General features: G+C 68.3%; 25 protein-coding genes. 9 read left to right on the top strand and 16 right to left on the bottom strand.

Features of this window, described 5'->3' with window-relative positions; all coding sequences use genetic code 11:
• Positions 1-13 precede the first annotated feature (13 nt).
• From WKC72_RS02670 to WKC72_RS02720, 11 genes are all read right to left on the bottom strand, one after another.
• Positions 14-946: a dioxygenase gene (locus WKC72_RS02670; protein WP_370181662.1), complete on the bottom strand. Its 933-nt coding sequence runs from the start codon at positions 944-946 to the stop codon at positions 14-16.
• Positions 947-1128: 182 nt separating this feature from the next.
• Complete coding sequence (locus tag WKC72_RS02675) at positions 1129-1329, bottom strand: hypothetical protein (protein WP_370181663.1); 201 nt, start codon at positions 1327-1329, stop codon at positions 1129-1131.
• A gap of 150 nt (positions 1330-1479) precedes the next feature.
• Positions 1480-2064 (bottom strand): hypothetical protein, encoded by a 585-nt coding sequence (locus WKC72_RS02680; RefSeq protein WP_037236283.1) that lies wholly within the window; start codon positions 2062-2064, stop codon positions 1480-1482.
• A 159-nt stretch (positions 2065-2223) separates the two neighbouring features.
• On the bottom strand, positions 2224-3357 hold the full coding sequence (locus tag WKC72_RS02685; protein WP_370181664.1) for a DUF3500 domain-containing protein: 1134 nt from the start codon (positions 3355-3357) through the stop codon (positions 2224-2226).
• Positions 3358-3411: 54 nt separating this feature from the next.
• Complete coding sequence (locus WKC72_RS02690) at positions 3412-5046, bottom strand: FAD-dependent oxidoreductase (protein WP_370181665.1); 1635 nt, start codon at positions 5044-5046, stop codon at positions 3412-3414.
• Entirely contained in the window at positions 5043-5888 is an 846-nt protein-coding gene (locus WKC72_RS02695; RefSeq protein ID WP_128640379.1) for a fumarylacetoacetate hydrolase family protein, read from the bottom strand. Before WKC72_RS02695 ends, WKC72_RS02690 begins: the two co-directional genes overlap by 4 nt.
• A 41-nt stretch (positions 5889-5929) precedes the next feature.
• Positions 5930-7207, bottom strand: a complete 1278-nt coding sequence (locus WKC72_RS02700) for an MFS transporter (RefSeq protein WP_370181666.1) — start codon at positions 7205-7207, stop codon at positions 5930-5932.
• A gap of 134 nt (positions 7208-7341) precedes the next feature.
• Positions 7342-8019, bottom strand: a complete 678-nt coding sequence (locus WKC72_RS02705) for a FadR/GntR family transcriptional regulator (RefSeq protein WP_370181667.1) — start codon at positions 8017-8019, stop codon at positions 7342-7344.
• A gap of 51 nt (positions 8020-8070) precedes the next feature.
• A complete protein-coding gene (locus WKC72_RS02710) occupies positions 8071-9141 on the bottom strand; it encodes a quercetin 2,3-dioxygenase (protein WP_370181668.1) in 1071 nt (356 codons plus the stop codon).
• The gene (locus WKC72_RS02715; protein WP_370181670.1) at positions 9138-10079 is read right to left on the bottom strand and encodes an alpha/beta hydrolase fold domain-containing protein; all 942 of its coding nucleotides are present in this window, start codon (positions 10077-10079) and stop codon (positions 9138-9140) included. The genes WKC72_RS02710 and WKC72_RS02715 overlap by 4 nt, the downstream gene beginning before the upstream one ends.
• Positions 10080-10152: 73 nt before the next feature.
• Complete coding sequence (locus tag WKC72_RS02720; RefSeq protein ID WP_370181671.1) at positions 10153-10827, bottom strand: TetR/AcrR family transcriptional regulator; 675 nt, start codon at positions 10825-10827, stop codon at positions 10153-10155.
• A 143-nt stretch (positions 10828-10970) separates the two neighbouring features.
• Here WKC72_RS02720 and WKC72_RS02725 point away from each other — a divergent pair, with 143 nt between their 5' ends.
• Positions 10971-12254: an MFS transporter gene (locus WKC72_RS02725; RefSeq protein ID WP_370181672.1), complete on the top strand. Its 1284-nt coding sequence runs from the start codon at positions 10971-10973 to the stop codon at positions 12252-12254.
• Complete coding sequence (locus tag WKC72_RS02730; RefSeq protein ID WP_370181673.1) at positions 12251-14959, top strand: family 78 glycoside hydrolase catalytic domain; 2709 nt, start codon at positions 12251-12253, stop codon at positions 14957-14959. The genes WKC72_RS02725 and WKC72_RS02730 overlap by 4 nt, the downstream gene beginning before the upstream one ends.
• On the opposite strand, the gene WKC72_RS02735 is transcribed toward WKC72_RS02730, so the two are convergent.
• Positions 14922-15710: a pirin family protein gene (locus WKC72_RS02735; protein WP_370181674.1), complete on the bottom strand. Its 789-nt coding sequence runs from the start codon at positions 15708-15710 to the stop codon at positions 14922-14924. The genes WKC72_RS02730 and WKC72_RS02735 overlap by 38 nt on opposite strands.
• Before the next feature lie 22 nt (positions 15711-15732).
• Positions 15733-16242: a VOC family protein gene (locus WKC72_RS02740; RefSeq protein ID WP_037236173.1), complete on the bottom strand. Its 510-nt coding sequence runs from the start codon at positions 16240-16242 to the stop codon at positions 15733-15735.
• Between the two features lie 100 nt (positions 16243-16342).
• Between WKC72_RS02740 and WKC72_RS02745 the strand changes: the two genes are divergently transcribed.
• From WKC72_RS02745 to WKC72_RS02760, 4 genes are all read left to right on the top strand, one after another.
• Positions 16343-16804, top strand: coding sequence for a MarR family winged helix-turn-helix transcriptional regulator (locus tag WKC72_RS02745; protein WP_037236170.1), 462 nt, complete (start codon positions 16343-16345; stop codon positions 16802-16804).
• 17 nt (positions 16805-16821) lie between these two features.
• Complete coding sequence (locus tag WKC72_RS02750; RefSeq protein WP_370181675.1) at positions 16822-17298, top strand: carboxymuconolactone decarboxylase family protein; 477 nt, start codon at positions 16822-16824, stop codon at positions 17296-17298.
• Positions 17299-17421: 123 nt separating this feature from the next.
• Positions 17422-17976, top strand: coding sequence for a YceI family protein (locus tag WKC72_RS02755; RefSeq protein WP_009476977.1), 555 nt, complete (start codon positions 17422-17424; stop codon positions 17974-17976).
• Between the two features lie 167 nt (positions 17977-18143).
• Entirely contained in the window at positions 18144-18383 is a 240-nt protein-coding gene (locus WKC72_RS02760; RefSeq protein ID WP_370181676.1) for a DUF6400 family protein, read from the top strand.
• Between the two features lie 242 nt (positions 18384-18625).
• On the opposite strand, the gene WKC72_RS02765 is transcribed toward WKC72_RS02760, so the two are convergent.
• Positions 18626-19408 carry an IclR family transcriptional regulator gene (locus tag WKC72_RS02765; protein ID WP_112301500.1) on the bottom strand — a complete coding sequence of 261 codons (783 nt, stop codon included), beginning with the start codon at positions 19406-19408 and terminating at the stop codon, positions 18626-18628.
• A 197-nt stretch (positions 19409-19605) separates the two neighbouring features.
• On the opposite strand from WKC72_RS02765, the gene WKC72_RS02770 reads away from it, so the two are divergent.
• The 3 genes from WKC72_RS02770 to WKC72_RS02780 are packed head-to-tail and all read left to right on the top strand — an operon-like array spanning position 19606 to position 22264.
• A complete protein-coding gene (locus tag WKC72_RS02770) occupies positions 19606-20373 on the top strand; it encodes a CoA transferase subunit A (protein ID WP_016884572.1) in 768 nt (255 codons plus the stop codon).
• Complete coding sequence (locus WKC72_RS02775) at positions 20370-21032, top strand: 3-oxoacid CoA-transferase subunit B (protein WP_005260718.1); 663 nt, start codon at positions 20370-20372, stop codon at positions 21030-21032. Before WKC72_RS02770 ends, WKC72_RS02775 begins: the two co-directional genes overlap by 4 nt.
• Positions 21033-21064: 32 nt before the next feature.
• Positions 21065-22264, top strand: coding sequence for an acetyl-CoA C-acetyltransferase (locus tag WKC72_RS02780; protein WP_370181678.1), 1200 nt, complete (start codon positions 21065-21067; stop codon positions 22262-22264).
• Positions 22265-22300: 36 nt separating this feature from the next.
• On the opposite strand, the gene WKC72_RS02785 is transcribed toward WKC72_RS02780, so the two are convergent.
• Together WKC72_RS02785 and WKC72_RS02790 are read right to left on the bottom strand one after the other, a co-directional pair.
• Positions 22301-22963: an enoyl-CoA hydratase-related protein gene (locus WKC72_RS02785; protein ID WP_112301498.1), complete on the bottom strand. Its 663-nt coding sequence runs from the start codon at positions 22961-22963 to the stop codon at positions 22301-22303.
• Positions 22960-23598 (bottom strand): TetR/AcrR family transcriptional regulator, encoded by a 639-nt coding sequence (locus tag WKC72_RS02790; protein WP_112301497.1) that lies wholly within the window; start codon positions 23596-23598, stop codon positions 22960-22962. The genes WKC72_RS02785 and WKC72_RS02790 overlap by 4 nt, the downstream gene beginning before the upstream one ends.
• Positions 23599-23612: the final 14 nt, after the last annotated feature.

The following is a 23612-nucleotide window of genomic DNA, read 5'->3' on the forward strand; positions in this document are numbered from 1 at the left end:
CGACCCGCCACGACTACCGTCCGGGCGCCCCCGCCGGCGGTTGTCCGCCACCCCCACCGGGACCACTCGGCGCGGACTGCGTGTTCGCCGACTTCTCGGCGACACCGATCGTGATCGAGATCGTCATCCCGGTGGCGGGTTCGCCCGACACGGTGGCCAACTCGGCATCCCAGCCGTCCCCGAACACGTTGTCCGAGTCCAGGGAGACCTTCGACAGGTTGCCGACGCTGTTCGCGTAGCCGCTGTCGTAGGCGAAGACCGTGGTGCACGCGTCCTGCGGCACCGCGATCTGCGACGTCAGCCGGGCGTCCTCGCCCGCCACCGCGGATTCCAGCGAGTCGAACACCTCGAAGTGAATGTGCGGCCAGCGTCCCGAGTAGCAGGCCGGGAAGATCGACGTGAACGACACCGTGCCCGCGGAGTCCGCCACCTGAACGCCACGCAGGTAGTTCTGCTCGGTGATGCCCTGGCCGTAGAGCGAGTACTCGCCGTCCCGGTCGCAGTGCCACAGGTAGACGGCCATTCCTGCGCCGGCCGCGCAGTCCTTCGTCAGGTCCTGCAGCTTCAGTTCGATGGTCGTCGCGACACCCTCCGCCGTCCCGGAGTACGCACCGAAGCTGCTGCGGATGTCCTGCCGGACGATCCCTGACTCGACCAGCACGTTCGGGCCGTTGGACCCGTCGCCGGGATACGGTCCGGCCGTTTCCTGCGGCGCCGCCGCCACGCACGTGCCGTCGCTCACCGTCTCCGCCGTGGTCGCGGCCGCCCCTGTCGAGGACGGGGTGGCCGTGGATCCCGCCGTCGAGCACGCGGCGAGCGCGGTCGCACCCGCCGCGCCGAACACGAACAGTGCGCGGCGACGCGACAACATCGATTTCAGGTCGTGACTGAGGCCGCGGTCGTGCTCGTGCACTTCGTCGGCGTGGTGACGCGGGCTGTTCGTCATGAGGACCTCTCCATGGGCTGTTCGGGGTTACGTCCCATACAAGCGGTCGCCGGTGCGGGCACCCTCGAGCTTCGCTGTGGAGTCGCTGTGAACAGAACCGCCCACGTCACCGATTCGAGCACGCACCAAACACCCTGTCGCCCAGCGGCGGTCGCCTGCGCTGCCTCGACGAGACGCGTCGGTCACAGGGATTCGGCACCGGCCGTGCCGGAGAGTGACTCGTTGTCGTGGTCGCGCACGAGAGGGATGCCCAGGGCAGCGAGCAGCATCCGGCAGTCTTCGGCATCGATCGAGTGGTGGGCGACCGTCCGCTGAGCCTTACGGACGGACTCTTCGTCGAGCTCGCGTTCGCTATCGAATATAGAAGCATCCCTGTCGGACATGGCTCCCACCTTTCCTCGGCACCACCTGAATAGCCCGGAGTGAGTCCACCGAAACCGACACGGGACAGCGCGATCGGGTGTCGTCCGAAGCGGATTCACATCCGCCGGAGGTCAGGTACGAGGCCGTGTCGAACCGGGCCTACGGGAGGATCAGCGACTGTAGGTCGCGAACAGCCTGCGGATGCTCTCGTCCCAGTACTGCTGGCGACGGCGTTCCACGGCGCGTGAGCACATCGCCCACACCGCACCCAGGAGCAGCGCGCTCGCGGCGAGAGTGATGAGCACTGCCGCGACCCCGGCGCTGACGACGTCGGAGGTCGTGATCCGCGGGCCTGCCCAGCTTCCGTCCTCGTTGACCGCGATGTGCTTCTCGGTGCCCGCCGGAGTCCCCGAGGGGACCTCGATGCTGTCGGTGCGGGACTCCGAGCCCCACGCCCACGTCGCCTTCACCATCGGGGTGGTCCGGACGGAGCCGCGGGGGGACATGGTGATGGGGGCGTCGGTGCTGGTGACCGCCTCGACGAGGGTGGTGGTGGCGCGTTGTTGCGCGGCCCGCGCACTCTCCTGGTGGTATTCCCAGGTGCCGATCACCGCGGCGAGCACGATCGCGACACCCGCGAGGGCGACGATGACGGATTTCAGGGTGGCCGCGAACCGATCGACAGGTCGCGCGAACGGGTTGGACGGTCGACCCGACACCGAGTACACCACGGTTGCCTTCGAGCGCCCCAACACAATCCACCTCATTGTTTCGTCCACGTTAAATGTCTGCTTCACCAGTGTCGCCACTGATCAGGCAACAGGGAAACCGAAATGGACAAACTTGACGAGTCTCACACTCCGAGGGCAGGCCGGAGTCGGCCCCGCACAGCGACGTGCGGGGCCGAGTGGCACTCAGGGTTCGAGGTGCGGATCGGACTGTTCGCTGGACACCGTCCGGCTGCTCAGGTGCCCGCCACCCCACTTCGAGTCGGTCCCGGCGTGGAGTGCGAGCAGGTCGTGTCCGAAGTCGTTGTCGAAGTCCCGCAGCACGGTGTGCAGGTGATTTCCGCCGCCGACGGCGTTGACCGCTTCGATGAGGTACCGGTCGGTGTGGACGCGGAAGTAATGCGGTGCGCCGCGCTTCTGCGCACCGGCCCACGCGAAGAACACCCGGTCGATACCCCCGTCTCGTAGCGCCCGCCGGTGGAGTTCGCCGGCTTCCTCGGGCAGTCGTTCGAGGTAGCAATCGACGAGTCCCAGCAGCGCTTGCTGCTGGTCACCGGACAATTTCGCGCCGCTGATGCCCGACGGCCGGTCGCGGACGAACTTCAGGGCGACCCGGTCGGCGTCGGTGATGATGTAGCCGGGCATGCCGAGGTCGTAGTGGTCCGGGTACTCGTACGCTCCGATCCGCGGCACCTGCCGGGTCACGAAGTCGGCCGGTGCGACGTCGTGGACGACGGCGAGGCCGCGCTGCTCGTCATCGAGTGAGGCCAGCAGGTCGAAGGCCAGGCCCTCGTCGTCGGCCAGCGGTTTGAGCACCCCGTCGTATTCGGTGGGCTGCGCGCCCAACGCGACCGGGGTGGCGGAGATCCACCGCTCGTCGACGATCGTCAGGTTGAGGCAGACGTGGTGACCGAGGAAACGCAGCGTCCAGGTGTCCTCGAATCCCGGCCGGCCGAAGAACGTCAGGAAGTACGAATCCGACGTGCGCCAGGTCTGCAGTGCCGGTCCGAGGAAATCCTGCTCGTAGTCCCGGAGCACGTGCTCGAGTTGCGGAATCGACAGCACCTTCGTGAAGGTGCGCAGTGGCACGGCCAACCGGATCAGATCCCACACCAGCACCTTCTGGTGGCGGTCCAGCTGGTGGAGCGGGATGCCGGTGCGGTCCGGCTTGGGGATGATGTCCCAGTTCAGCCGCCGCGGGTCGTCGAAGTCGTCGATGACCGCGGTCGCGCGTTGCTGCGGGTCGAACGTATCGATCAGGCCCATGGCGGTCACGAGCAGCTTGGTCGCCGTCCGGGGCGCCTCATGGAGAGCAGACACGTGAATCTTCCTTCTCGAGTGTGGAGGTGGTGCGTCCGGCGAGGGGAGGTTTTCTCACCATCCCGCCGCGATGTCGATCGCCTTCTCGGCGCTCGCGAGGTCGCCGCCCCGCCACGCCACGTGCTGGTCGGGCCGGACGAGGACGAAGGGGGCGCCGAAGAGACCGCCCAGAGATCCATCGGTGTCGGGCAGCCGCAGCACCGTCAGAGGGACGCCGAGTTCCGCTGCCTTCGCCGTCAGCGCGTCGAGTTCTGCGGTGTGCCACGAGGATCCCGCGGCGTCCAGCACGACGAGGGTGTACTCCGGGCCGAGAACGTCGTAGAGCGAACGGCCGTCTCCCCACCACGCGTGCGGCAGTAGCGCGCCGGGGCACGCGGTGGGCACGTACTCGACGGGGTCTTCCGCCGGCGGCGTCGAACCGTCGGGAACGATGACGGGTGAGTCGGTGTAGGCGTAGCCGAGTACGAGTCCGAGCGAGTGGAATTCGCTCTTCTTCACGGCCAGCGCCTCTGCGGTGCGGCGGCGCGCCTCCTCCGCCGCCGGGCCGTCCTGACCGATCTCGACGGTGGAGAAGTGGTGCGCCAGAGCCTTTTCCTGCGCTCCGGCTTCGGCGATGGTTCGGGCGGCGACGGGCCGGCGCTCGGCTTCGTAACTGTCGAGCAACTGCGGCCCGGCCCAGCCGTGCAGCGTCGCCGCGATCTTCCACGCGACGTTGACGGCGTCACCGATGCACGTGTTGTACCCGTGCCCGCCCCACGGCGGATTGAGATGCGCGGCGTCGCCGACGAGGAACACCCGACCCTTGCGGTAGCTGTCGGACAGCAACATTCGTGCCACCCATGGATCGGTGGCGACGATCTCGACCGGGACCGGCTCTCCGATGAGGCTGTGCACGAGCGCGGTGGCGTCGACGTCCTCGTCCCGGACGTCGACGCCCTGCACGATCGCCCACCAGGTGTCCGACAGGTCGAGCCGGCCCACGATGCCCGCCGCCCCGGGCGCCATCACCCAATGGTGGACGGCACCGTCGAACGGCACCCGCTCGGCGAGGCCCGGCGCACGGAACAGGATGCTGAGGTTGGGGCGCTCGCCGGACGTGCCCTCGAACCGGGCCCCGATGGACTCGCGCACGATGCTCGCGCCGCCGTCGCACCCGAGGACGTAATCCGCCACGACGGTCCGGGTCTGCCCCGGACCCTCCACCGTGGCACGGACGGTGCCGTCGGCGAGATCCTCGAGCGACGTGACTCGGGCGCCGAGTTGCAGGGTGGCGAGTTCGCTGCGCTGCACCGCCTTCCGCAGCACGGTCTCCACGACAGGTTGTGGTGCCTGCTGGCCGCGTTCCGGCGCCAGCGTCGGGGTGGCGACGTCGAGCTGGAAGCCGTTCTCGAACCGGGTGATCTCGTGGCCCAGCAGAGTCGAACAGAACACGATGTCCTGCGCCCACTCGACGGGAAGAGGCGACGCGGCACGCACCTCGTCGGCCAGTCCCCACCGCCGCAGGTGCGTCATGGTGCGGGCGTTGGTGGTCTTGGCGCGGGGGCGTTCGGCGTCGACGTCGACCCTCGGTTCGACGACCAGGCTTGCCACCCCGTGGTGGGCCAGCTCGAGCGCGGCCGCGAGTCCGGACGGCCCGCCGCCGGCGATCAGTACCGGAGTCCGGTCGACACCGGACGCGACGTCGGTCATGCGCCCTTCCTTCCGCTGGCATCGACGATCGGGGTCCGCAGGACGCCGAGCTTGTCGATCTCCACCTCGACGATATCGCCGGGCCCGAGCAGCCACGGTGGGTTCCGCACGTAGCCGACGCCTTCCGGGGTGCCGGTGGCGATGATGTCGCCGGGGTGCAGGGTGAAGGTCTCGCTGATGAGGGCGATGATCTCGCCGACCGAGAAGATCAGGTCCCGGGTGTTGCCGTCCTGCACGACCGTTCCGTTGACGCGGGTCTGCACCCGCAGACCGTCGGACAGGTCCCCGACCTCGTGGGCGGGAACCAGCGGGCCCAGGGGGCCGGACCGGTCGCCGTTCTTGCCGAGCGTCCATTGCGCGGTCAGCTTCTGCGCCTTGCGGGCGGTGAGGTCGTTGAAGCAGGCGTAACCGAGCACCCCGGACTGGCCGGTCGCCGCGTCGACGCTTTCGAGCCGGGTGCCGATGAACGCGGCCACCTCACCCTCCCAGTCCAGGCCCGCCTCGTTCGCCGGCACCGGCGTCGGGGCCCCGTCGACGCTCAGCGACGGGGTCCACCGCCCGAACAGCGTCGGGTAGGGCGGCGGGGTGAAGCCGCCCTCGGCGGCGTGGGCCTTGTAGTTGAGGCCGACGCAGATGACACGGGCGGATTCGGGCACCGGCGGCACCACGCTCACCAGCGTGACGTCGATCTCGGGCGAGTCGAGGTGTTCGGCCCGTGCCACCCAGCCGGCGGCGTCGCTCCAGAATTCCTCGAGTGAGGCGAGCGGTCGAACGAAGCCGTCCCGGAGGACACCCACGGTCACGGCGTCCTGATCCTTCTTGCGGTAACCGACAATCTTCATCTATTTCATCCTTTTCGTCCGCCACACTTCGGTGGCGAGTTCTAGCGGGAAACTTCGGTGCTGCGCGGGGTGGCCGCGTCGAGGTGGTTGTCCGCCTCGGCGGGGGTGGTGCGGGGGCGTCGCGGGAGGGTCGCCATCACGACGCCGCCGATCAGCGCGGGCACGGCGAATGCCAGTGAGCTGACGATGACGGCTCCGCCGCCGGCGACGAAGAACGCGCCGTACGTGGGGCCTGCGATCGCGCCTGCCCGTCCGATTCCGAGCGCCCATCCGAGTCCGGTCGCCCGGAACCGGGCCGGGTAGAACGTCGCGATGTGATCGTTGAGCATGTTCTGGGTGCCGAGGCCGCCGAATCCGGCCAGCGCCACCAGCAGCATCAGGACGGCGGTCGGCGGGTGCGTCCCCAGTAGCGCGAGTGAGACTGCGGCCGTGGTGAACCCGGTCAGGACCAGCGGTTTGGGCCCGAACCGTTCGGCCAGCACGGAGGCGAGCAGCGTCCCGACGATGGCGCCGGCGCTGTAGACGAGCAGGAACGTCACCGCCGAACCGATCGGGTAGCCGGCATTGCGCATGATCTGTGGCAGCCAGGTGGTCACCCCGAACATGGTGAGCATGCTGCAGATCGCGACGAACCAGATGCCGACCGTGGCCCGCCCCATCCCGTCACCGAACAGCTTGGCGACCGGCGACTTCGACGCCCGGTCGTCGGAGGATCGTTCGGCGACGAACGCCCGCGACTCCGGCAGAAACGCGAACGCCAACGGCAGCAACGTGATCAGTGGAACCGCACCGAGTGCGTAGACCGGGCGGAAGCCGAAATCCTCGAGCAGCAGCAGGGACGCCGTCGACGCGAGGACGCCGCCGAACGCCGGTCCGGTGAGCACCATGCCGAGGATCCGGGACCGGTAGGCCGGGGTCGCGAACTCCGCCGCCATCGCGATGGCGGTGGGCATCAACCCGCCGATCCCCAGCCCGGCCACCAGCCGGGTTGCGGCGAAGACCTCGAAGGTGGGGGCGACCGCGGTGACCAGGGTTGCCGTCGAGAACACCGTGAGGCACGCGAGGAACAGGCGGCGACGGCCCAGGATGTCGGTGAGGGTGCCGGCCGTCAGCGAGCCGATGAGGACACCGACCAGGGCGGCGCTGCCCACGGCGCCTGCCGCCCCGGCGGTGACGAACCACGGCGCGTGCCCGATCAGGGCGGGCAGGGTGGCGCCGTAGACGAACAGGTCGTACCCGTCGCTCAGGAGGGCGGCCCAGCAGAGGACGGGCACGAGCACTCTGCCGCGGCCGCCGGGCGAGGACGTGGAGAAATTCATGCGGAACACTCCTGGTCAGTGGGGGGAGGATCAACTCCTCCATAAACGGTTATAACCGTTATGTGTGATGGTAGCCACAGACCACTGCCCCCTGTCAAGCACTGCATCGAGGAAGGGCTACGAGAAGTGATCGCTCAGTGAGCGTGCGCCTGAGCGGCCGCGCGGGCACGGGCCGGGTCGCCGGACTCGATGGCATCGACCAGCGCGCGGTGCACGTCGATCCGTCGCGCGAAGTACTCGCTGTTGGTGGCGCTTCGTTCGCGGCTCGCGCGCGTCGCGTGCTGCTCCACATAGGTTTCGAGGCTCAGATAGGTTTCGCGCAACACCTGGTTCGGGCTGATCGCCACGATCCGGCGATGCAGATCCCACACGGCGTGGATGAACGCCTCGGGGTCGCCGGCCGAGTCCTCGAGGACGGTCATCACCTGCCGCAGGTCGGCGACGTCGGCTTCGGTCCGGTGCCGGGCGGCCAACTCCGTCACGAGGGGTTCCAGTTCTTCCCGGACGGCGATGGCGTCGGCGATTCCCGCCGCGTCGCCCTCGACGGTCAGCAGGGTACGACCGAGCCGGACCACCGAGGACGGTTCGGCGACGAACAGGCCACCACCGGGCCCGGGCCGGACCGTGATGACTCCCCGATCCTGCAGGAGCCGGACGGCCTCGATGACCGTTCCGCGGGCCATCCCCGACTCCGCCTGGAGTTCCTTGCGGGTGCCCACCCGATCACCGGGCGCGAGTTCACCCGCGGCGATCCGGTCCTGGATGTGGGCGACCAGGGACTCTGCCCGGGTGACGGTGCTCTGGATCGCCATGGCTCGAGTGTAGAGCTCAGCCGCTGCGGGCGGGTGCGCGCCGGGCGGGTCTCACCGTCCGTCGCCTCGTGCCGGCGGCGGCCCGACGACCTCGAGGTCCAGCTCGGCTCGTGCCCGCGCGAACCCTTCGGCCGGGAACTGCATGTCGCCGCCCTCGGTGTGCACGTGCGCGTCCGTCGGGACGTTCATGTACTCGAAGAACTTCTCGAACACGCCGGTGGTCAGCAGGCCGAGCATCTGCGTGTTGTGGCTGTCGAACGCGAAGCTGTGGATCGTTCCGGCAGGCGCATGGAGAAAATCCCCCTTGGTCAGCAAGATCTCCCGGCCGTTGGCGTGCAGGAGGATTCGCCCCTCGATGCAGAAGAAGTTCTCGGTGTGCTCGCGATGGAAGTGACGGGGAATGTACGAACTCTTGCCGCCCATGGTGTGCATCGCGAAATACGTTCCGCCGGTGTTCCGGGGCCGGGCGAGGTACGTGTTCAGCTGGTCGAGACTCGCCCAGCGGTCGCCTTCGCCCGCCTGCAGCACGTAGGGGGACTCCGCAGCGGGCAACACGCTGCCGGTCACCGCAGGCAGGTCGGCCTTCTCGAGATCGTGGACCCGGACGCCGAACTGGTCGGCGAGTTCGGATTGCCGCGCGTCCGACATCGGCGCCGCCTCGGCGTCGAAGACGTGCGACTGGGTGGCGTGGCCGGTGGCTTGCGACCACCGGTGCGCGTCGCCGGCGGTGAGCCAGCTCAGGAACCGTGTCCGGTGCGCGAGCATGCGGTAGGCGTACGGCGTCCCGGCCGGGACGGTGACCGAGTCGCCGGGCACGAGCACGTGCGATTCGCCCGGCAACCAGATCTGCAGCCGTCCGTCGGTGACGTACAGGAAGCGGTGCTCGCGATCGTGTGCGAGGAACGGCGTCTCGGTTCCCTTGCCGCCGTACACGTATGCGGCCCCGAATTGCCCGCCGGTGTCCTCGGGCCGGGCGATGACGGTGATCAGTTGCCCGCCGAGTTCGTGACGCTCACCTTCGCCGGCGGCCATGGAGTAGGGCACGCAGCGGCCGGGGAGGGTGTCGAGTTGTGGAGCGGCAGTGTGGACCTCGTCGAGGACGGGAATGTCGAAAGTAGTCATGTGGGTGTTCCTGGTTTCAGTGTGTGCGAGAAGAAGGCTTCGACCGCGGCGAACGAGGCGGAGGGGTACCTCTCGGTCAGTGCGCGACCGAAGTCGCTCACCGCGCGGGTCGAGGCGGGCGCCTGCGGATCTCGTTCGAGATGCCCTTGGTCGAGGGTCTGGCCGGGGCCGAGTTCGAGGACGTGGCCCGGGTTGAAGAACCCGTGCCCGAATCCCTCGATCAGGTAGAGAATGGCGTCGTTGCCGTCAGCGACGAGCGCGTCGTACAACGCGACGCTCTGCGTGAACGGCACCAGGTTGTCGCCGAGACCGTGCATGACCAGAAACGGCGGTGCTCCGGGCGCCACCTGCAGTGCGGGGCTCGCGGATCTCGCGGCGTCCAGTCGGTCGCGGATCGCGCCGCCGAGCAACGACGCCTCCGGGGAATGATCCTCCCCCGGTGTCCGTTCCGTGGAGAGGTCGACGAGGCCGGGCAGGTCGGCGGGCCCGTAACCGTCGACGACGGCCTGCACCGAACTGTCGACGGTCGCGGGCTCTTCCCCGGGCAATCGTGTTGTGGCCGAGTGCACTCCGGTCAACGCTGCGAGGTGCCCACCGGCGGACGAGCCCCACACACCGATCCGGTCGGGGTCGATGCCGTGGTCCGCGGCGTTGGCACGCAGCCAGCGCACCGCCCGCCGGACATCGACGAGCTGGCCGGGGTGGCAGGTCCCGGGCGCGAGCCGGTAGTCGATGCTGACCATGACATAGCCGTGCTGTGCGAAGTGTTGCACCAGGTCTGGGCATGCAGTGCGGTCTTGAAGCCGCCAGCCACCTCCGTGAATCCACACGATCGCAGGCAACGGATGCTCTGCTTCGGCGGGACGGACGAGATCGAGTAGCAGATCGGGGGCGTACTCGACGGTGGATCGGCGGACGACGGTCGAAGCCGTGTCCAAGGGACTGAACTCCTTCGGATGCAGGACCCGGGCCTGGGTCGCCGCTCACGCGGTTGTAAGGCCCTTCCTTAGGTCACTGCCTGTCGGGCACAGTAGCAGCTTCGGCAACAGGAACGGAAGACCCGGATTCCGGCTCCGTCGCGCCGGTCAGCGCGGCGGTCAGCCGGGTGGCATGTCCGCGGACACCCTCGACGATGTCGACGGCCCCGTCGCTGAGTACCCACTGCAACTGCAGGCCGTCGCTCACCGCGATGCATTCGCGGGCGAGCGCCGGGTAGTCCAGCGAAGCCGGCAGCCCGTCTCGGTGCACCCCCTGCCGCAGGCGATCCGCGAGGGCCTCGACGGCGCCGTCGTAGCGCTGCGCGAAGACGGTGTGAGCGGGACTGCTCGGATCGGCCGCCTCCGCGCTGACCAGCACGAACAGTTCGATGAGACCCGGCTGTCCGACGAGTCGCTGCGCCGCGTCGACCATCGCATCCAGGGTCGCCAGACCCGACGCCTCGGCGGGCAGGGTGTCCCACCACTCCGCCGACGTGTCGAGGCGGTACTGCGCAACGGCCAGAAGCAGATGCTTCTTCGTCGGAAAGTGATGTAGCAGACCGCTGTCGCTGATTCCGGCATCGGCGGCGATGCTGGTCATGGTGGTCGCGTGGTACCCCTCCGCCGAGAATCGCCCCGCGGCCGCCTCCACGATTCGCGTGCGCCGCTCGATGCCCACCGAGTAGCTGCCACGCGCCCGTCTTCCCATGTCGCCACGATACGACAGCACAATTCTCGAATTGAAAACCGGATACACCCGGTTTTCGTGTACGGTGCTGTGCATCACACTGCGACGTCCGCTGCGCCCCACCTCGCCGCGCGGATCTTCACTTCACGGAAGGCGGAACGCCGATGGCTACCGTTCGCTCCACACACCCGTCCCCGGCACACCTCGGCCACCCCTCCGCGGTCACCGCGCCGAGTCCCCGTTACATCGTCCCCGCCCTGGTCGTCGGCGCATTCGGGGTGTACTTCGGCAGCCTGACCCCGACCATCATCACGCTGTCGATCCGCATCTTCGGCGTGGACGCCGAAGGCAAGACACTCGGACTGTCGACGGTCGTGCTGATCGGCGCGCTCGTCGCGCTCGCCTCGATACCGCTGTTCGGCTCCCTGTCCGACCGCACGACCAGCCGGCTCGGCCGACGCACCCCGTGGCTGATCGGCGGCGCTCTCGTCGCGTTGGCCGGTCTCACCGTGATCGCGCTGGCAACGACGGTCGCGGCAATCGCCGCCGGATGGGCACTCGCACAACTGGGCTACTCCGCCGCCCTGGCCGGGTTCGTCGCGCTCATCCCCGACTTCGTCCCCGACCATCTGCGCGCCCGGCTGTCGGGGATGATCGGCTTCGTCACGGCGTTCGCCGTTCTCGCCGGCGTCACTCTCGGGAGCCGCCTCGCCGACCATCCGGTGCCGATGATGATCATCCCCGGCATTGCCGCCGTCGTGTGCCTGGCGGTGGTCGCCGTGGTCATCCGAGGTGCCGACTCGGGTGTGGACCCGGCCACGCTGCAGCCCTACAGCTTTCGCGAGTTCGCATCCAGCTACTGGATCAACCCGATCCGGCATGCGGACTTCGCGCTCAACTGGATCAGCCGGTTTCTGTTCGGGCTCGCGATGGTCGGGCTCACCACCTACGCGACCTACTTCCTGGTCGACGCGGCCGGACTGAGCATCACGGACGCGGCAGCCGAATACGCCCACGCCACCGCCGTCACCACTCCCGTCTCGATCGTGTCGTTCCTGCTCGCCGGATTCCTCTCCGACAAGCTGGGCCGGCGCAAGGCCTTCGTCGCCGTCGCGTCGTTCCTCACCGGCGGTGCGCTGGTGTATCTGGCCGTGAACCCGCACGTGGGCGGGTTCCTACTGGCCTTCGTCGCCTTCACGATCGGTCAGGCCTGCTACCTCACGGTCGACATCGCGATCGCCGCCGCAGTCGTGCCGGACGTCCGGCAGACGGCCAAGGCGATGAGTGTGTACCAGGTGGCGGCCACACTTCCCTACGCCGTCGTCCCGCTCATCGGGGCCGTGCTCCTCCCGTTCACCGGCAACAACTATGCGCTTCTGTTCTGCATCCTGGCGGCGTGCGCCGCCGTCGCCGGCGCAGCCGTTCTCTTCGTGCGGTCGATCCGATGACGACACCGACACACCTGCGTCTCGAACACCTCCGGCCCGGGGAGCCCTGCGGCACGACCCATCCGCGACTGTCCTGGCGGCTGCCCACCGGAAGCACACGTCAGCTGGCGTACCAGATCCGGGTCGCGGGCCTCTCCGACCGCACGTCGAGCACCCTGTTCACCACCGAGATCGTCGAGGGACGCGACCACGTCCTCGTACGACCTTGGACGGCAACGCATCCGGTGCCGACCGCAGGAGAGGAACGCACCTGGCAGGTGCGGTGCTGGACGGATCTCGGACCGAGCGACTGGTCCGAGCCCGCTCCGTGGGTCACCGCTCTCCTGCACGGCGGCGACCTCACGGCCGACTGGATCGAACCGTACGAGCCGGACGTTCCCCCGCTCGGTCACCGTCCCGCATACCGGTTACGCGCCTCCTGGCGCCCGCGGGCGGAGATCACTCACGCGTCGCTGTTCGCGACCGCTCACGGCATCTACGAGTTCTTCGTCAACGGTGCCCGGGTCGGTGATCACGAGCTGACCCCCGGCTTCACCTCCTACCGGGCGCACCTGCAGGTGCAGTACTTCGACGTCACCGGCCTGCTGCACCCGGGACACAACGAATTGGGAATCCTGCTGAGTGACGGGTGGTTCCGTGGTAGGCACGGGTTCGAGCGCCACGGCGACGGTTTCGGTGACCGGCTTGCCGCGCTCGCGGAACTGCACGTCCGGTATGCGGACGGAACGTCGGAGCGCTTCGGTACCGGCGACGGCTGGACCAGCGCACCGAGTGAGATCGACGCCGCCGACCTGATGGACGGGCAACGGGTGGATCTGCGCCGTGTGCCCGCCGGCGAGGTATACCACCCCGCCGCGGTCGCTCGAGGCGGACTCTACGACGATCGCTCCCGGTTGACGACCGGCGTGGCACCCCCGGTGCGCCGGATCGAAACCCTGGCGGCGGTGGCCGTCACCGAGCCTCGACCCGGAATGTACGTCGTGGATTTCGGCCAGAACATCAACGGGTGGGTGACCGCGGCCGACCTCGGAGCTGCCGGCACCCACGTCACCCTCACCCACGGTGAGTCCCTGGCCGCCGACGGGAGCGTCGACACGGATCACCTGCGTGCCTTCGAATTCGCGACCGGCAAGAGTTTGCCTGCCGGTCAGGTCGACCACGTCGTGTCGTCCGGGCGCCCCGGCGAGACATTCGAGCCGCGCCACACCACTCACGGGTTCCGCTACGTCCAGTTCGACGGGCTCGAGACGAAACCGGGGCCCGACTCGATCACCGCCGCCGTCGTGCACACGGACCTGGAACAGGTGGGGAGTTTCGGGTGCGACAACGATCGTCTCGAGAAACTCCATGCCGCCGCAGTGTGGAGTTTCCGCGGCAATGCCTGTGACGTCCCGACCGATTGTCCCCAGCGCGAGCGGTCGGGCTTCACCGGCGACTGGCAGATCTACGTCGAAACAGCCGCCTTCACACATGATGTCGCGGGTTTCAGCGACAAGTGGCTGCGCGACCTCGCCGCCGACCAGTGGCCGGACGGCACGGTTCCCAACATCGTGCCGAACCCGGCAGGCAATCAGCCGTCGGGCAACCATTTCGCCGACATCGCCAACGGCTCGGCCGGATGGGGCGATGCCGCCGTCATCGTGCCGTGGCAGCTGTGGCGACTGTACGGCGACGTCGAAGTGCTGGAACGCCAGTACGATTCCATGACCCGGTGGGTCGAGCGGGCCGCCGGCACGGCCCAGGATCGCCGCCATCCCGACCGCGCACTGGCGCGCCCCACACCGGACGACCACGAAGAGTATCTGTGGGACACCGGTTTCCACTGGGGAGAATGGCTCGAACCCGGCGAGATTCCCGCCCCCGACCCCGCCCGCGATAACAGCGTGGTCGCCACCGCGTACCTCGCGCGGTCGGCCGGACTGCTCGCGCAGATCGCCTGCGTACTCGGCCGCGACCGGGATGCGCACCGGTACACTGCGATCGCCGCAGGAGCCGTCCACGCCTGGCATTGCGAATTCATCACTCCCGACGGCGCACTGACCCACCCGACCCAGGCGAATTATGTTCGCGCATTGGAGTTCGGGCTCGTGCCCGCCGAAGGCCGCCGCCGGTTCGCCGACGAACTCGCACAGTTGCTCGCCGACAACGACTATCACCTCGGCACCGGTTTCCTGGCCACCGGGATGCTGCTGCCCGCACTCTCGCGCAACGGGCACCTCGACACCGCCTACCGGGTACTGCTGTCCACCGGTAATCCGTCCTGGATGGAGATGATCGACCGCGGGGCCACCACCATCTGGGAGCGATGGGACGGAGTCGACGAGAACGGCCGCGCCAACGCCTCACTGAATCACTACGCCAAGGGTGCGGTCGTCTCGTTTCTCCACCAGTTCGTCGCCGGCCTGCGCCCGGCCGAGACCACCGGCCCCGACACGGTCGGCTATCGCCGATTCCTCGTCGAGCCGCGTCCCGGCGGGGACATCACTGCTGCCCACGCCGAGCACTGCAGCCCCTACGGAAACATCGCGGTGCGCTGGACGATCGCCGACGACGTGTTCACCTTGAGCCTGACCGTGCCGGCAGGCAGCGAATGCGAACTCCGCCTGGGAGACACCACGGAACTCCTCCGGTCCGGGACCTACACCCGCACCTGCTCGGCGACTCGCGTCAGCCGGCGATCGTCGCGTGCATCTCCCACACGATGATCTCGGCGCCGGTGTCGGTGGTCACCTGCTGGCCGCCGCCACCGCTGAGCCGGACGGCGTCACCCTCGGCGAGGATGCCGACGCCTTCCATCGACGCTTCGCCGCGCGCGACGAACACATGGAGGAACGGGGCGTCGGGCAGGGTGATCGGCGCCTGCCCGGGCTGCAGGCGTGCGACATGCATTGCGGCGTACTTGTTCTTGATCCGGATCGCCGAGTGGTCGGCGTAGTGCGGCATGCCCGATGCGACGGGGACCAGTCCCCCGGCGAGTAACTCGTGGTCGATTTCGAGTTGCTCGTAACCGGGTGTGATACCGGCTTCGTCGGGGACGACCCACATCTGGATGAAGTGGACGGGATCGGTGTGCTCGTCGGCGTGCTCACCGGTGGCGCCGTCCAGCCGCCACGAGTCGTTCTTCTCCGAGTGCAGGATTCCGGTTCCGGCGCTCATACGCTGGGCCAGTCCGGGATAGATGACGCCGGAGTGGCCCATCGAATCCTGGTGCACCAGTGAACCCTGGAGCACCCAGGTGACGATCTCCATGTCCTGGTGGGGGTGGGTGTCGAAGCCCTGACCCGGGACGACGATGTCGTCGTTGTTCACCATGAGCACCCCGTGATGGGTGTTGGCCGGGTCGTAGTGGCGGCTGAACGAGAACGAATGCTTGGAATCCAGCCAGCCGGCGTCGGTCTTGAACCGGTCGTCGGCTCGCCGGACGTCGAATCGGGGCGGGGTGATCGCAGCAGTCATGAGGGAAGCCTTTCCAGGGTTCTCACAGAACGTGTGAGCCGTACATTTCGCCGAGCGGGTCGGCGATGAGTTCGAGGCGGGCGCCGTCGGGGTCGCGGAAGTACAGCGACACCTCACTGTGTTCGACGAGTTCCACGCCGGCGTCGATCAGTTTCGTGCGCAGGTGGTCCCACCGGCCAGGTTCGACGCTGATCGCGATGTGGTGGAGTCCGCCGAGCACTTCCTGGTACGGGCCGACGTCGAGGCCCGGGAAGTCGAAGAACGCCAGCAGGTTGCCGTTGCCGATGTCGAAGAAGAAGTGCGACGACCCGGGGTAGTCCCGATTCTCGATCAACTCGGTGAGCGGGAACTCGAGCAGATCCTGATAGAACCGGACGGTGCGCTCGACGTCACTGCTGATCAGCGCGGTGTGATGGAGGCCGCGGGCCGAGGACGCGGGCCTCGACGACACCGGCTTCAGATGCTCGGCGCGGATCCGGTCGCGTTGCTCCGCGAACCTCTGCGAACGCTCCTGCTCGTCTGTGGTGCCCATTGCCCTGCCCCTCTCCGCGGAGCGCAGTGATTGCGCTTTCAACTAAATTCAGACTACAGCAAGTCGTTGCGCTGTCAACTACTTCGGCTATGCTGGTGCCGTGGAACCGACCCGATGGCTCAGCGCCGAAGAACAGAACACCTGGCGCGCCTACCTGGACGCCACACGCCTGCTCCTGCAGGCGCTCGATCGGCAGCTCACCCGCGACGCCGGCATCTCGTTCACCGACTTCGAACTGCTCGTCGTGTTGTCGGAGGCGCCGCAGCGGCAACTGCGGATGCGTGAACTCGCCGACGCGGTGACCACCACCCGCAGCGGCGTGACCAGGGCGATCAGCCGGTTGGTCGACACCGGCTGGGTGCGCCGGGTGGAATGCGAAGACGACAAACGGGGGACGCTGGCCGAGTTGACCGACGCGGGCGCCGAGAAGCTCGCCGCCGCAAGCCCCGGACATGTCGCGGAGGTGCGCCGCACCATGTTCGACCTGCTCAGCCCCCGCGACGTCGGCATCCTCGGTCACGACTTCAGCGAAATGCGCGCCCACCTGCTGGAAAACCCCTGAACCCCGAAAGGTCGGCCATGAGCAGCACGGCACCCGAAACCGAGTACGTCCACATCGACAAGCAGAGCCCGGCCGTCTATCAGGCGCAGATCGCCGTCGCCAAAGCCGTCCGTCACGCGACCACCGCGGCCGGGATGGACCGGCGGTTCGTCGAGTTGATCAACGTGCGCGTCTCCCAGATCAACCGCTGCGCGTACTGCCTGGACGTTCACGTCGCCGCGGCGCTCGCGGCCGGCGAGACCCAGCAGCGCCTCGCGATTCTGCCCGCCTGGCGGGAGACGACGCTCTTCTCCGACCGCGAGGTCGCGGCGCTGACCTTGGCCGAATCGATCACCGCCCTCCCGGACGCGCAGACCCAGGAGACCGACTACGCCTTCGCGCGGCGATTCCTCTCCGAGCAGGAGATCTCCACGGTGAGCTGGATCGCCGTCACCATGAACGCCTTCAACCGGATCTCCATCGTCAGCCGCCATCCGGTCCGGCCGAAGCAGTAACACCGCAGGTCACCCGCGTTTCGCAGAATTTAGTTGACATCGCAACGACTTCGGCTTAACGTAGTAGTTGCAGATTCAATTACCTCGATTTCGAGTGACCGTTCGACAGTCCAAGGAGTTTTCATGACCACCGCCACCGCCACCCTGCCCAACCTCACCGCCGGAACCTGGGCCATCGACACCGTCCACTCCACCGTCGGCTTCTCCGTCCGCCACCTCATGGTCAGCAAGGTCCGCGGCACGTTCAACGACTTCACCGGCGCGATCACCGTCGCCGAGGACGGCACCGCCGCCGTCACCGCCGAAATCCAGGTCGCGTCCATCGACACCAAGAACACCGACCGCGACGCCCACATCAAGTCCGCCGACTTCTTCGACGCCGAGCAGTACCCCACCGCCACCTTCACCTCCACCGCCGTCCGCGCCAAGGGCGACGACTACGTGGTCGAGGGCGAATTCACCCTCCACGGCGTCACCCGCCCCGTCGAGCTCGCCCTCGAGTTCAACGGCGTCAACCCCGGCATGGGCAACGGCCCGGTCGCCGGCTTCGAAGCCACCACCGTCCTCAACCGCAAGGACTTCGGCATCACCATCGACATGCCCCTCGAAGGCGGCGGAGCCGTCGTCGGCGACAAGATCACCATCACCCTCGAGATCGAGGCCGGCCTGCAGGCCTGACCCTGACTCGCACCACGCGCCCCGTCATCCACCCGGATGGCGGGGCGTTTCGTCGTTAATACGACGCAACACTTTCGATCGACGTGATCCAGGTCATTGTGATCTTGGGCGGGCTCGAGTGACCCTGGCCCCTTCGATAACGGCGACCGCGAAACGAAGGTGACCACATGGGTAGCGACTCCGAACTCTCGTTCGCGCTCGACCTCACGCTGGACGAGGCACGGCGGCGCACCGCTGTTGTCGAGGCGATCGGCGAGGACTGGGATCCCGTCGCCGTGCTCGCGGAGGAGGAGCGGGCGTACGACATGCTGTACTCCGGTCTCGACCCCGAGCAGCAGCGCATCTACGACGAGCTGGTCCAGGCGGGTGTGCTCCCGGATCGGACGGTGGGCCGTGTTACCGATTGATCCGACCGCGGACTTCTCCCGTCGCGCCTGGTTGCCCTGCCCGGGCTGCGACCACGGCTCGGACTGCGGCGACTGCGGGTCCGGCCGCAACTGCGACCGGCATTGGCAGTACCTGCTGAGCAATCAGGGCACCCACGTCCATCTCCAGTGCCCCGACTGCACCCACCTGTGGAGTATCGACACCCGCCACGGGCGGCCTCGGCGGCGGCGGAAGGCCGCGTAGGCGCCGGACCGAATCTTGCTCACCCCCGACTCCGCGGCCTGTCGGCGAGCAGTTGGGTGAGCCGGTGCGCCTGGCGGAGGAGGAGTTCTCCCAGTTCGCGGCGGCGCTCCTCGCGGAACCGGCTCTCCACCCCGGTGATGCTCAACGCCCAGGCCGGTGATCCCTGGGCGTCGAAGACGGCGGCGCCCATCCCCCAGCTGCCCTCGACGAGCAGCCCGGGGTTGACGGCGTACCCGTTCAGTCGGGTCTCCGCGATGCGCTCGGCGATCTCGTCCCGCCTGTGCTGCGTTCCCCACTCGCCGGTCACATCGGCGCGCGACAGGTAGTCGTCGATGTCGCGGTCCGGCAGGTGGGACAGGATGACCAGACCCGCCGACGCCACCCCGAGCGGCAGGCGGATGCCGACGTACAGCACGTGGGAACGCAGCGGGAAGCTGCCCTCCTCGCTCGCGATGCAGACCGTTTCGTCGCCGCGGCGGGCAGACAGGAAGACACTCTCGCCGGTCTCGCGTGCAAGATCTCGGAGGACGTCGCGGGAGCGGTCCGTGATGTCGTACCGGCCGGCGGCGAGCGAGCCGAGCAGATACAGCTCGGGCCCCAGCGACCATTTCCCCGACTTCTGATCGCGGTCGACCAGTCCCTCCTCGGCCAGCGAGACGAGCAGGCGATGCACGGTGGGCCGGGCGAGACCCGTCTCCCGCGCCAGGGCGGACGTCGAGGATCCCGACGATTCGAGGGCGGCGATCGCCCGGAAGAGAGATCCCACCCGGTGGATGACCTGCGGCCGCTGCGCGTTGTCCATGACCGCAGTATACGTTCACTCAGTGAACGCTCTCCCGTGCGACGTTCAGCCGGCGAGCACTGTCTCCTCACCCCTTGAAATGCATGAAGTAACCCCTTTTAGTGGAGCAAAGCTCGTCGCACGAGGACGTTCACCAGGTGGACGATCTGGTGCGGAAGACGGTATCGCCGGTACGGCGGCCAGGAGAAAGGATGCACATGGGATCGAGAGTGTTCGACACCCCGGAAGAAGCAGTCGCGGACGTGTCCGACGGCGCGTCGATCGCCGTGGGCGGGTTCGGCCTGTGCGGAATCCCCGACTCGCTGATCCGCGCGCTCGCCGACTCCGGTGTCGGGAATCTCGAGGTCTTCTCCAATAACTGCGGTGTGGACGACCACGGGCTCGGAATTCTGCTGGGCGCCCGTCAGATTCGACGTGTCACCGCGTCGTACGTCGGCGAGAACAAGGAATTCGCCCGCCAGTACCTCTCCGGTGAGCTCGAGGTGGAGCTGACCCCGCAGGGCACGCTGGCCGAACGCCTCCGGGCCGGCGGTGCGGGCATCCCCGCGTTCTTCACCCCCGCCGGTGTCGGCAGCCCGGTCGCCGACGGCGGCCTGCCCTGGCGGTACGCCGCCGACGGTTCCGTCGCGCTCGCGTCGCCCCCGAAGGAAACCCGCGTGTTCGGCGACAAGCGTTACGTCCTCGAACTAGGGATCACCGCCGACTTCGCCCTGGTCCACGCACTGCGGGGCGACACCGCCGGCAACCTCGTGTTCGACAAGTCGGCCCTGAACTTCAACCCCCTCGCGGCGATGGCCGGGAAGGTCACCATCGCGCAGGTCGAAGAACTCGTCCCCGCAGGCACCATCGATCCCGCCCAGGTTCACCTGCCCGGGGTCTTCGTTCAACGCATCGTCGAGACCGGCCCCCAGAACAAGCGGATCGAGAAGCGGACAGTCAGCAGCACGGAAGGAGCCACTCGATGACCGGCACCAACGGATGGACACGTGAGCAGATGGCCGCCCGCGCGGCCGCGGAGATGGTCGACGGCGAATACGTCAACCTCGGCATCGGACTGCCGACGCTCATTCCCGGATACCTCGGCACCGACGTCACCGTGACCCTGCATTCGGAGAACGGGATCCTCGGCACCGGCCCGTACCCCACCGACGAGAACGTCGACCCCGACCTGATCAACGCCGGCAAGGAAACGGTCACCGTCAACGCCGGTGCCGCGTTCTTCGATTCCGCGCTGTCGTTCGGCATGATTCGCGGCGGCCACATCGACACCGCCGTCCTCGGTGGCATGCAGGTCTCCCGCACCGGCGACCTCGCCAACTGGATGGTCCCCGGAAAGATGGTCAAGGGCATGGGCGGCGCGATGGACCTCGTGCACGGCGCGAGCCGCGTCATCGTCCTCATGGAACACACCGACCGGGACGGCAATCCGAAGATCATCGACGCCTGCACCCTGCCGCTGACCGGCCAGGGCGTCGTCAACCGCATCATCACCAACCTTGCCGTCATCGACGTGGTCGGCGACGGCACCCTCGCTCTCCGTGAGGTCGCCCCCGGCGTCACCGTCGACGAGGTCGTCGCCGCCACCGGAACCCCCCTCGAGATCCGCGAATCCGCGCTCGTCTGAGCAACATTCGTCACGACACCAAGGACACTCCCATGACTTCTTCCGCCAGGTCCGTCATCGTCGCCGGAGCCCGGACCCCCGTCGGCCGGCTGACGGGTTCGCTCGCGTCACTGTCCGGTTCCGATCTCGGTGGCATCGCCATCAAGGGTGCCCTCGACAAGGCCGGGGTGGCACCCGAACTGGTGGAGTACGTGATCATGGGGCAGGTCCTCACTGCCGGCGCCGGTCAGATCCCGGCCCGGCAGGCCGCGGTCAACGCGGGCATCCCGATGTCGGTGCCGGCCTTGACCGTCAACAAGGTGTGCCTGTCGGGTCTCGACGCCATCGCGCTCGCCGACCAGCTGATCCGCGCCGGCGAATTCGATGTCGTCGTCGCCGGCGGGCAGGAGTCGATGTCCCAGGCGCCGCATCTGCTCCCGAACTCGCGGAGCGGTTTCAAGTACGGCGACACCACCCTCGTCGACCACCTCGCCTACGACGGCCTGTACGACATCTTCACCGAGCAGGCGATGGGCGCCCTCACCGAGGACCGGAACGCGAACACCGACAAGATCGGTCGCGAAGAGCAGGACGCCTTCGCCGCCGCCTCACATCAGCGTGCCGCGGCCGCGTGGAAGAACGGCCTCTTCGACGACGAGGTCGTTCCCGTCACCATCCCGCAGCGCCGGGGCGAGCCGCTCGTCGTCACCGAGGACGAGGGCATCCGCGCCGATACCACGGCCGAGTCGCTGTCGAAGCTGCGGCCCGCGTTCAGCAAGGACGGCACCGTCACTGCGGGTTCCGCGTCGCAGATCTCCGACGGTGCGGCCGCCGTCGTGGTGATGAGCAAGGCCAAGGCCGAGGAGCTGGGACTCGAATGGCTCGCCGAGATCGGCGCCCACGGCGTCGTCGCCGGACCGGACTCGACGCTCCAGCAGCAGCCCGCCAATGCCATCGGCAAGGCGTGCACCCGTGAGGGACTCGACCCCTCGGCGCTCGACCTCGTCGAGATCAACGAGGCCTTCGCCGCCGTCGGCATCGAGTCGACCCGGCAACTCGGAGTCGACCCGTCGAGGGTCAACGTGAACGGCGGCGCCATCGCCATCGGGCACCCGCTCGGCATGTCTGGGGCACGGGTCGTGCTGCACCTCGCGCTCGAGCTGAAACGACGCGGCGGTGGAACCGGCGCCGCCGCACTCTGCGGCGGCGGCGGACAGGGCGACGCCCTGATTCTCCACGTGCCGGGCGAATGATCGCCTCTCGCGCACAGTAGGTTTCGCGTCAGCGAGTCATGATCGGCCCGACGCGAGTGCGGTGACGGCCGGCGCGAACATGGTGGACTTGATCGCACCGAGCGTGCCGGCGTCCTTCCCCGCGAGCGGCGCGATCAGGTCGACGGCGGCATCCAGGACCGCGCCCTCGGGCGCGGTCCCGTCGACCAGCCCACTGGTGTGCGCGTCGGCGCCGCCGTAGCGGCGGCCCGTGGTCATGGCGGTGATCGCGGCCTGCGGTGTCAGCTTCGCCTGGATCAGCGCGGCCATCCCCGGGGTGAACGGGATGTGGATGTCGACCTCGGGGAAGCAGTAGTACCCGCGGTCGGACCGCATCACCCGGTAGTCGTGGGCGATGCCGAGCATGGCGCCGGCGCCGAACGCGTGCCCGTTGACCGCGGCCACCGTCGGCAGGGGGAGCGTCAGAATCCGGCTGAACAGGGCCTGCACGCGCCCGACGTACCAGTCCGCGCGGTCGCCGTTGGCCATCAGCCAGTCCAGGTCGAGCCCGTTGGAGTAGAACTTCCCCGTGGCCGTGGTGACCAGGGCCTGCGCGCCGTGTTCGTGGGCGTCGTCGAGGAGCCGATCGACGGTGTCGAGCCACTCGGGGGAGAAACGATTCTCGTCGTCGCCGAGGTCGAGGACGGCGATCGTGTCCCGGTAGGTCAGGGTGGCGGTCATCGGGAACCTTTCGTGTTTTTGTCGTGACGTTTCCCCGGGGGCGGGGGGTCGAGTGCGAGAACGGCGCGGACCGCCGCCTCCAGGCGTCGGCGCATGGCGTCGTCCGGTTTTCGCCGGGCGTGCAGCAGCAGTCCGGTAGGGAGTCCGACGACGCACGCTTCGATCACTTCGACCGCGCGACCGTCCCTGCGCCCCCACAGCGCGAGCGCCAACCGGACGAACAGTTCGACGAGGACGGAGTCGAGGCGCGACAACTCGGTGGCGACGTCGTCGGGAATTTCCGATCCGAGCAGTTCGTCGCGGCGAACGGTGAGAAGGAGCCGCGACGACTGCGGGAACCGCTCGGCGAAGACGGCCGGGGTGTCGGCGGCAGCGACGACGGCGTCCACGGGACCACGCCCCAGCGCGTCCTCGACCGATTCCTGTTGCAGGTCGAGAAATCGGTGCGCTGCCCGCAACCAGGCGCGCCCGACCAGCCCGCCCCGGGAGCCGAAGGCGTGATAGATGGCGCCGTTGGACATCTCCGTGGCCGCGGCGACCGCACGCAGGGTCACCGCGCTCGGACCGCCCTCGACGGCCAGCCGTTCGGCGGCATCGAGCGCGTCGTCGAGGTCGTGGACGCGTGGCCTGGGCATATCGCGAACGATAA

The sequence above is a fragment of the Rhodococcus wratislaviensis genome (assembly GCF_041228765.1).
Classification (GTDB): Bacteria; Actinomycetota; Actinomycetes; order Mycobacteriales; family Mycobacteriaceae; genus Rhodococcus_F; species Rhodococcus_F wratislaviensis.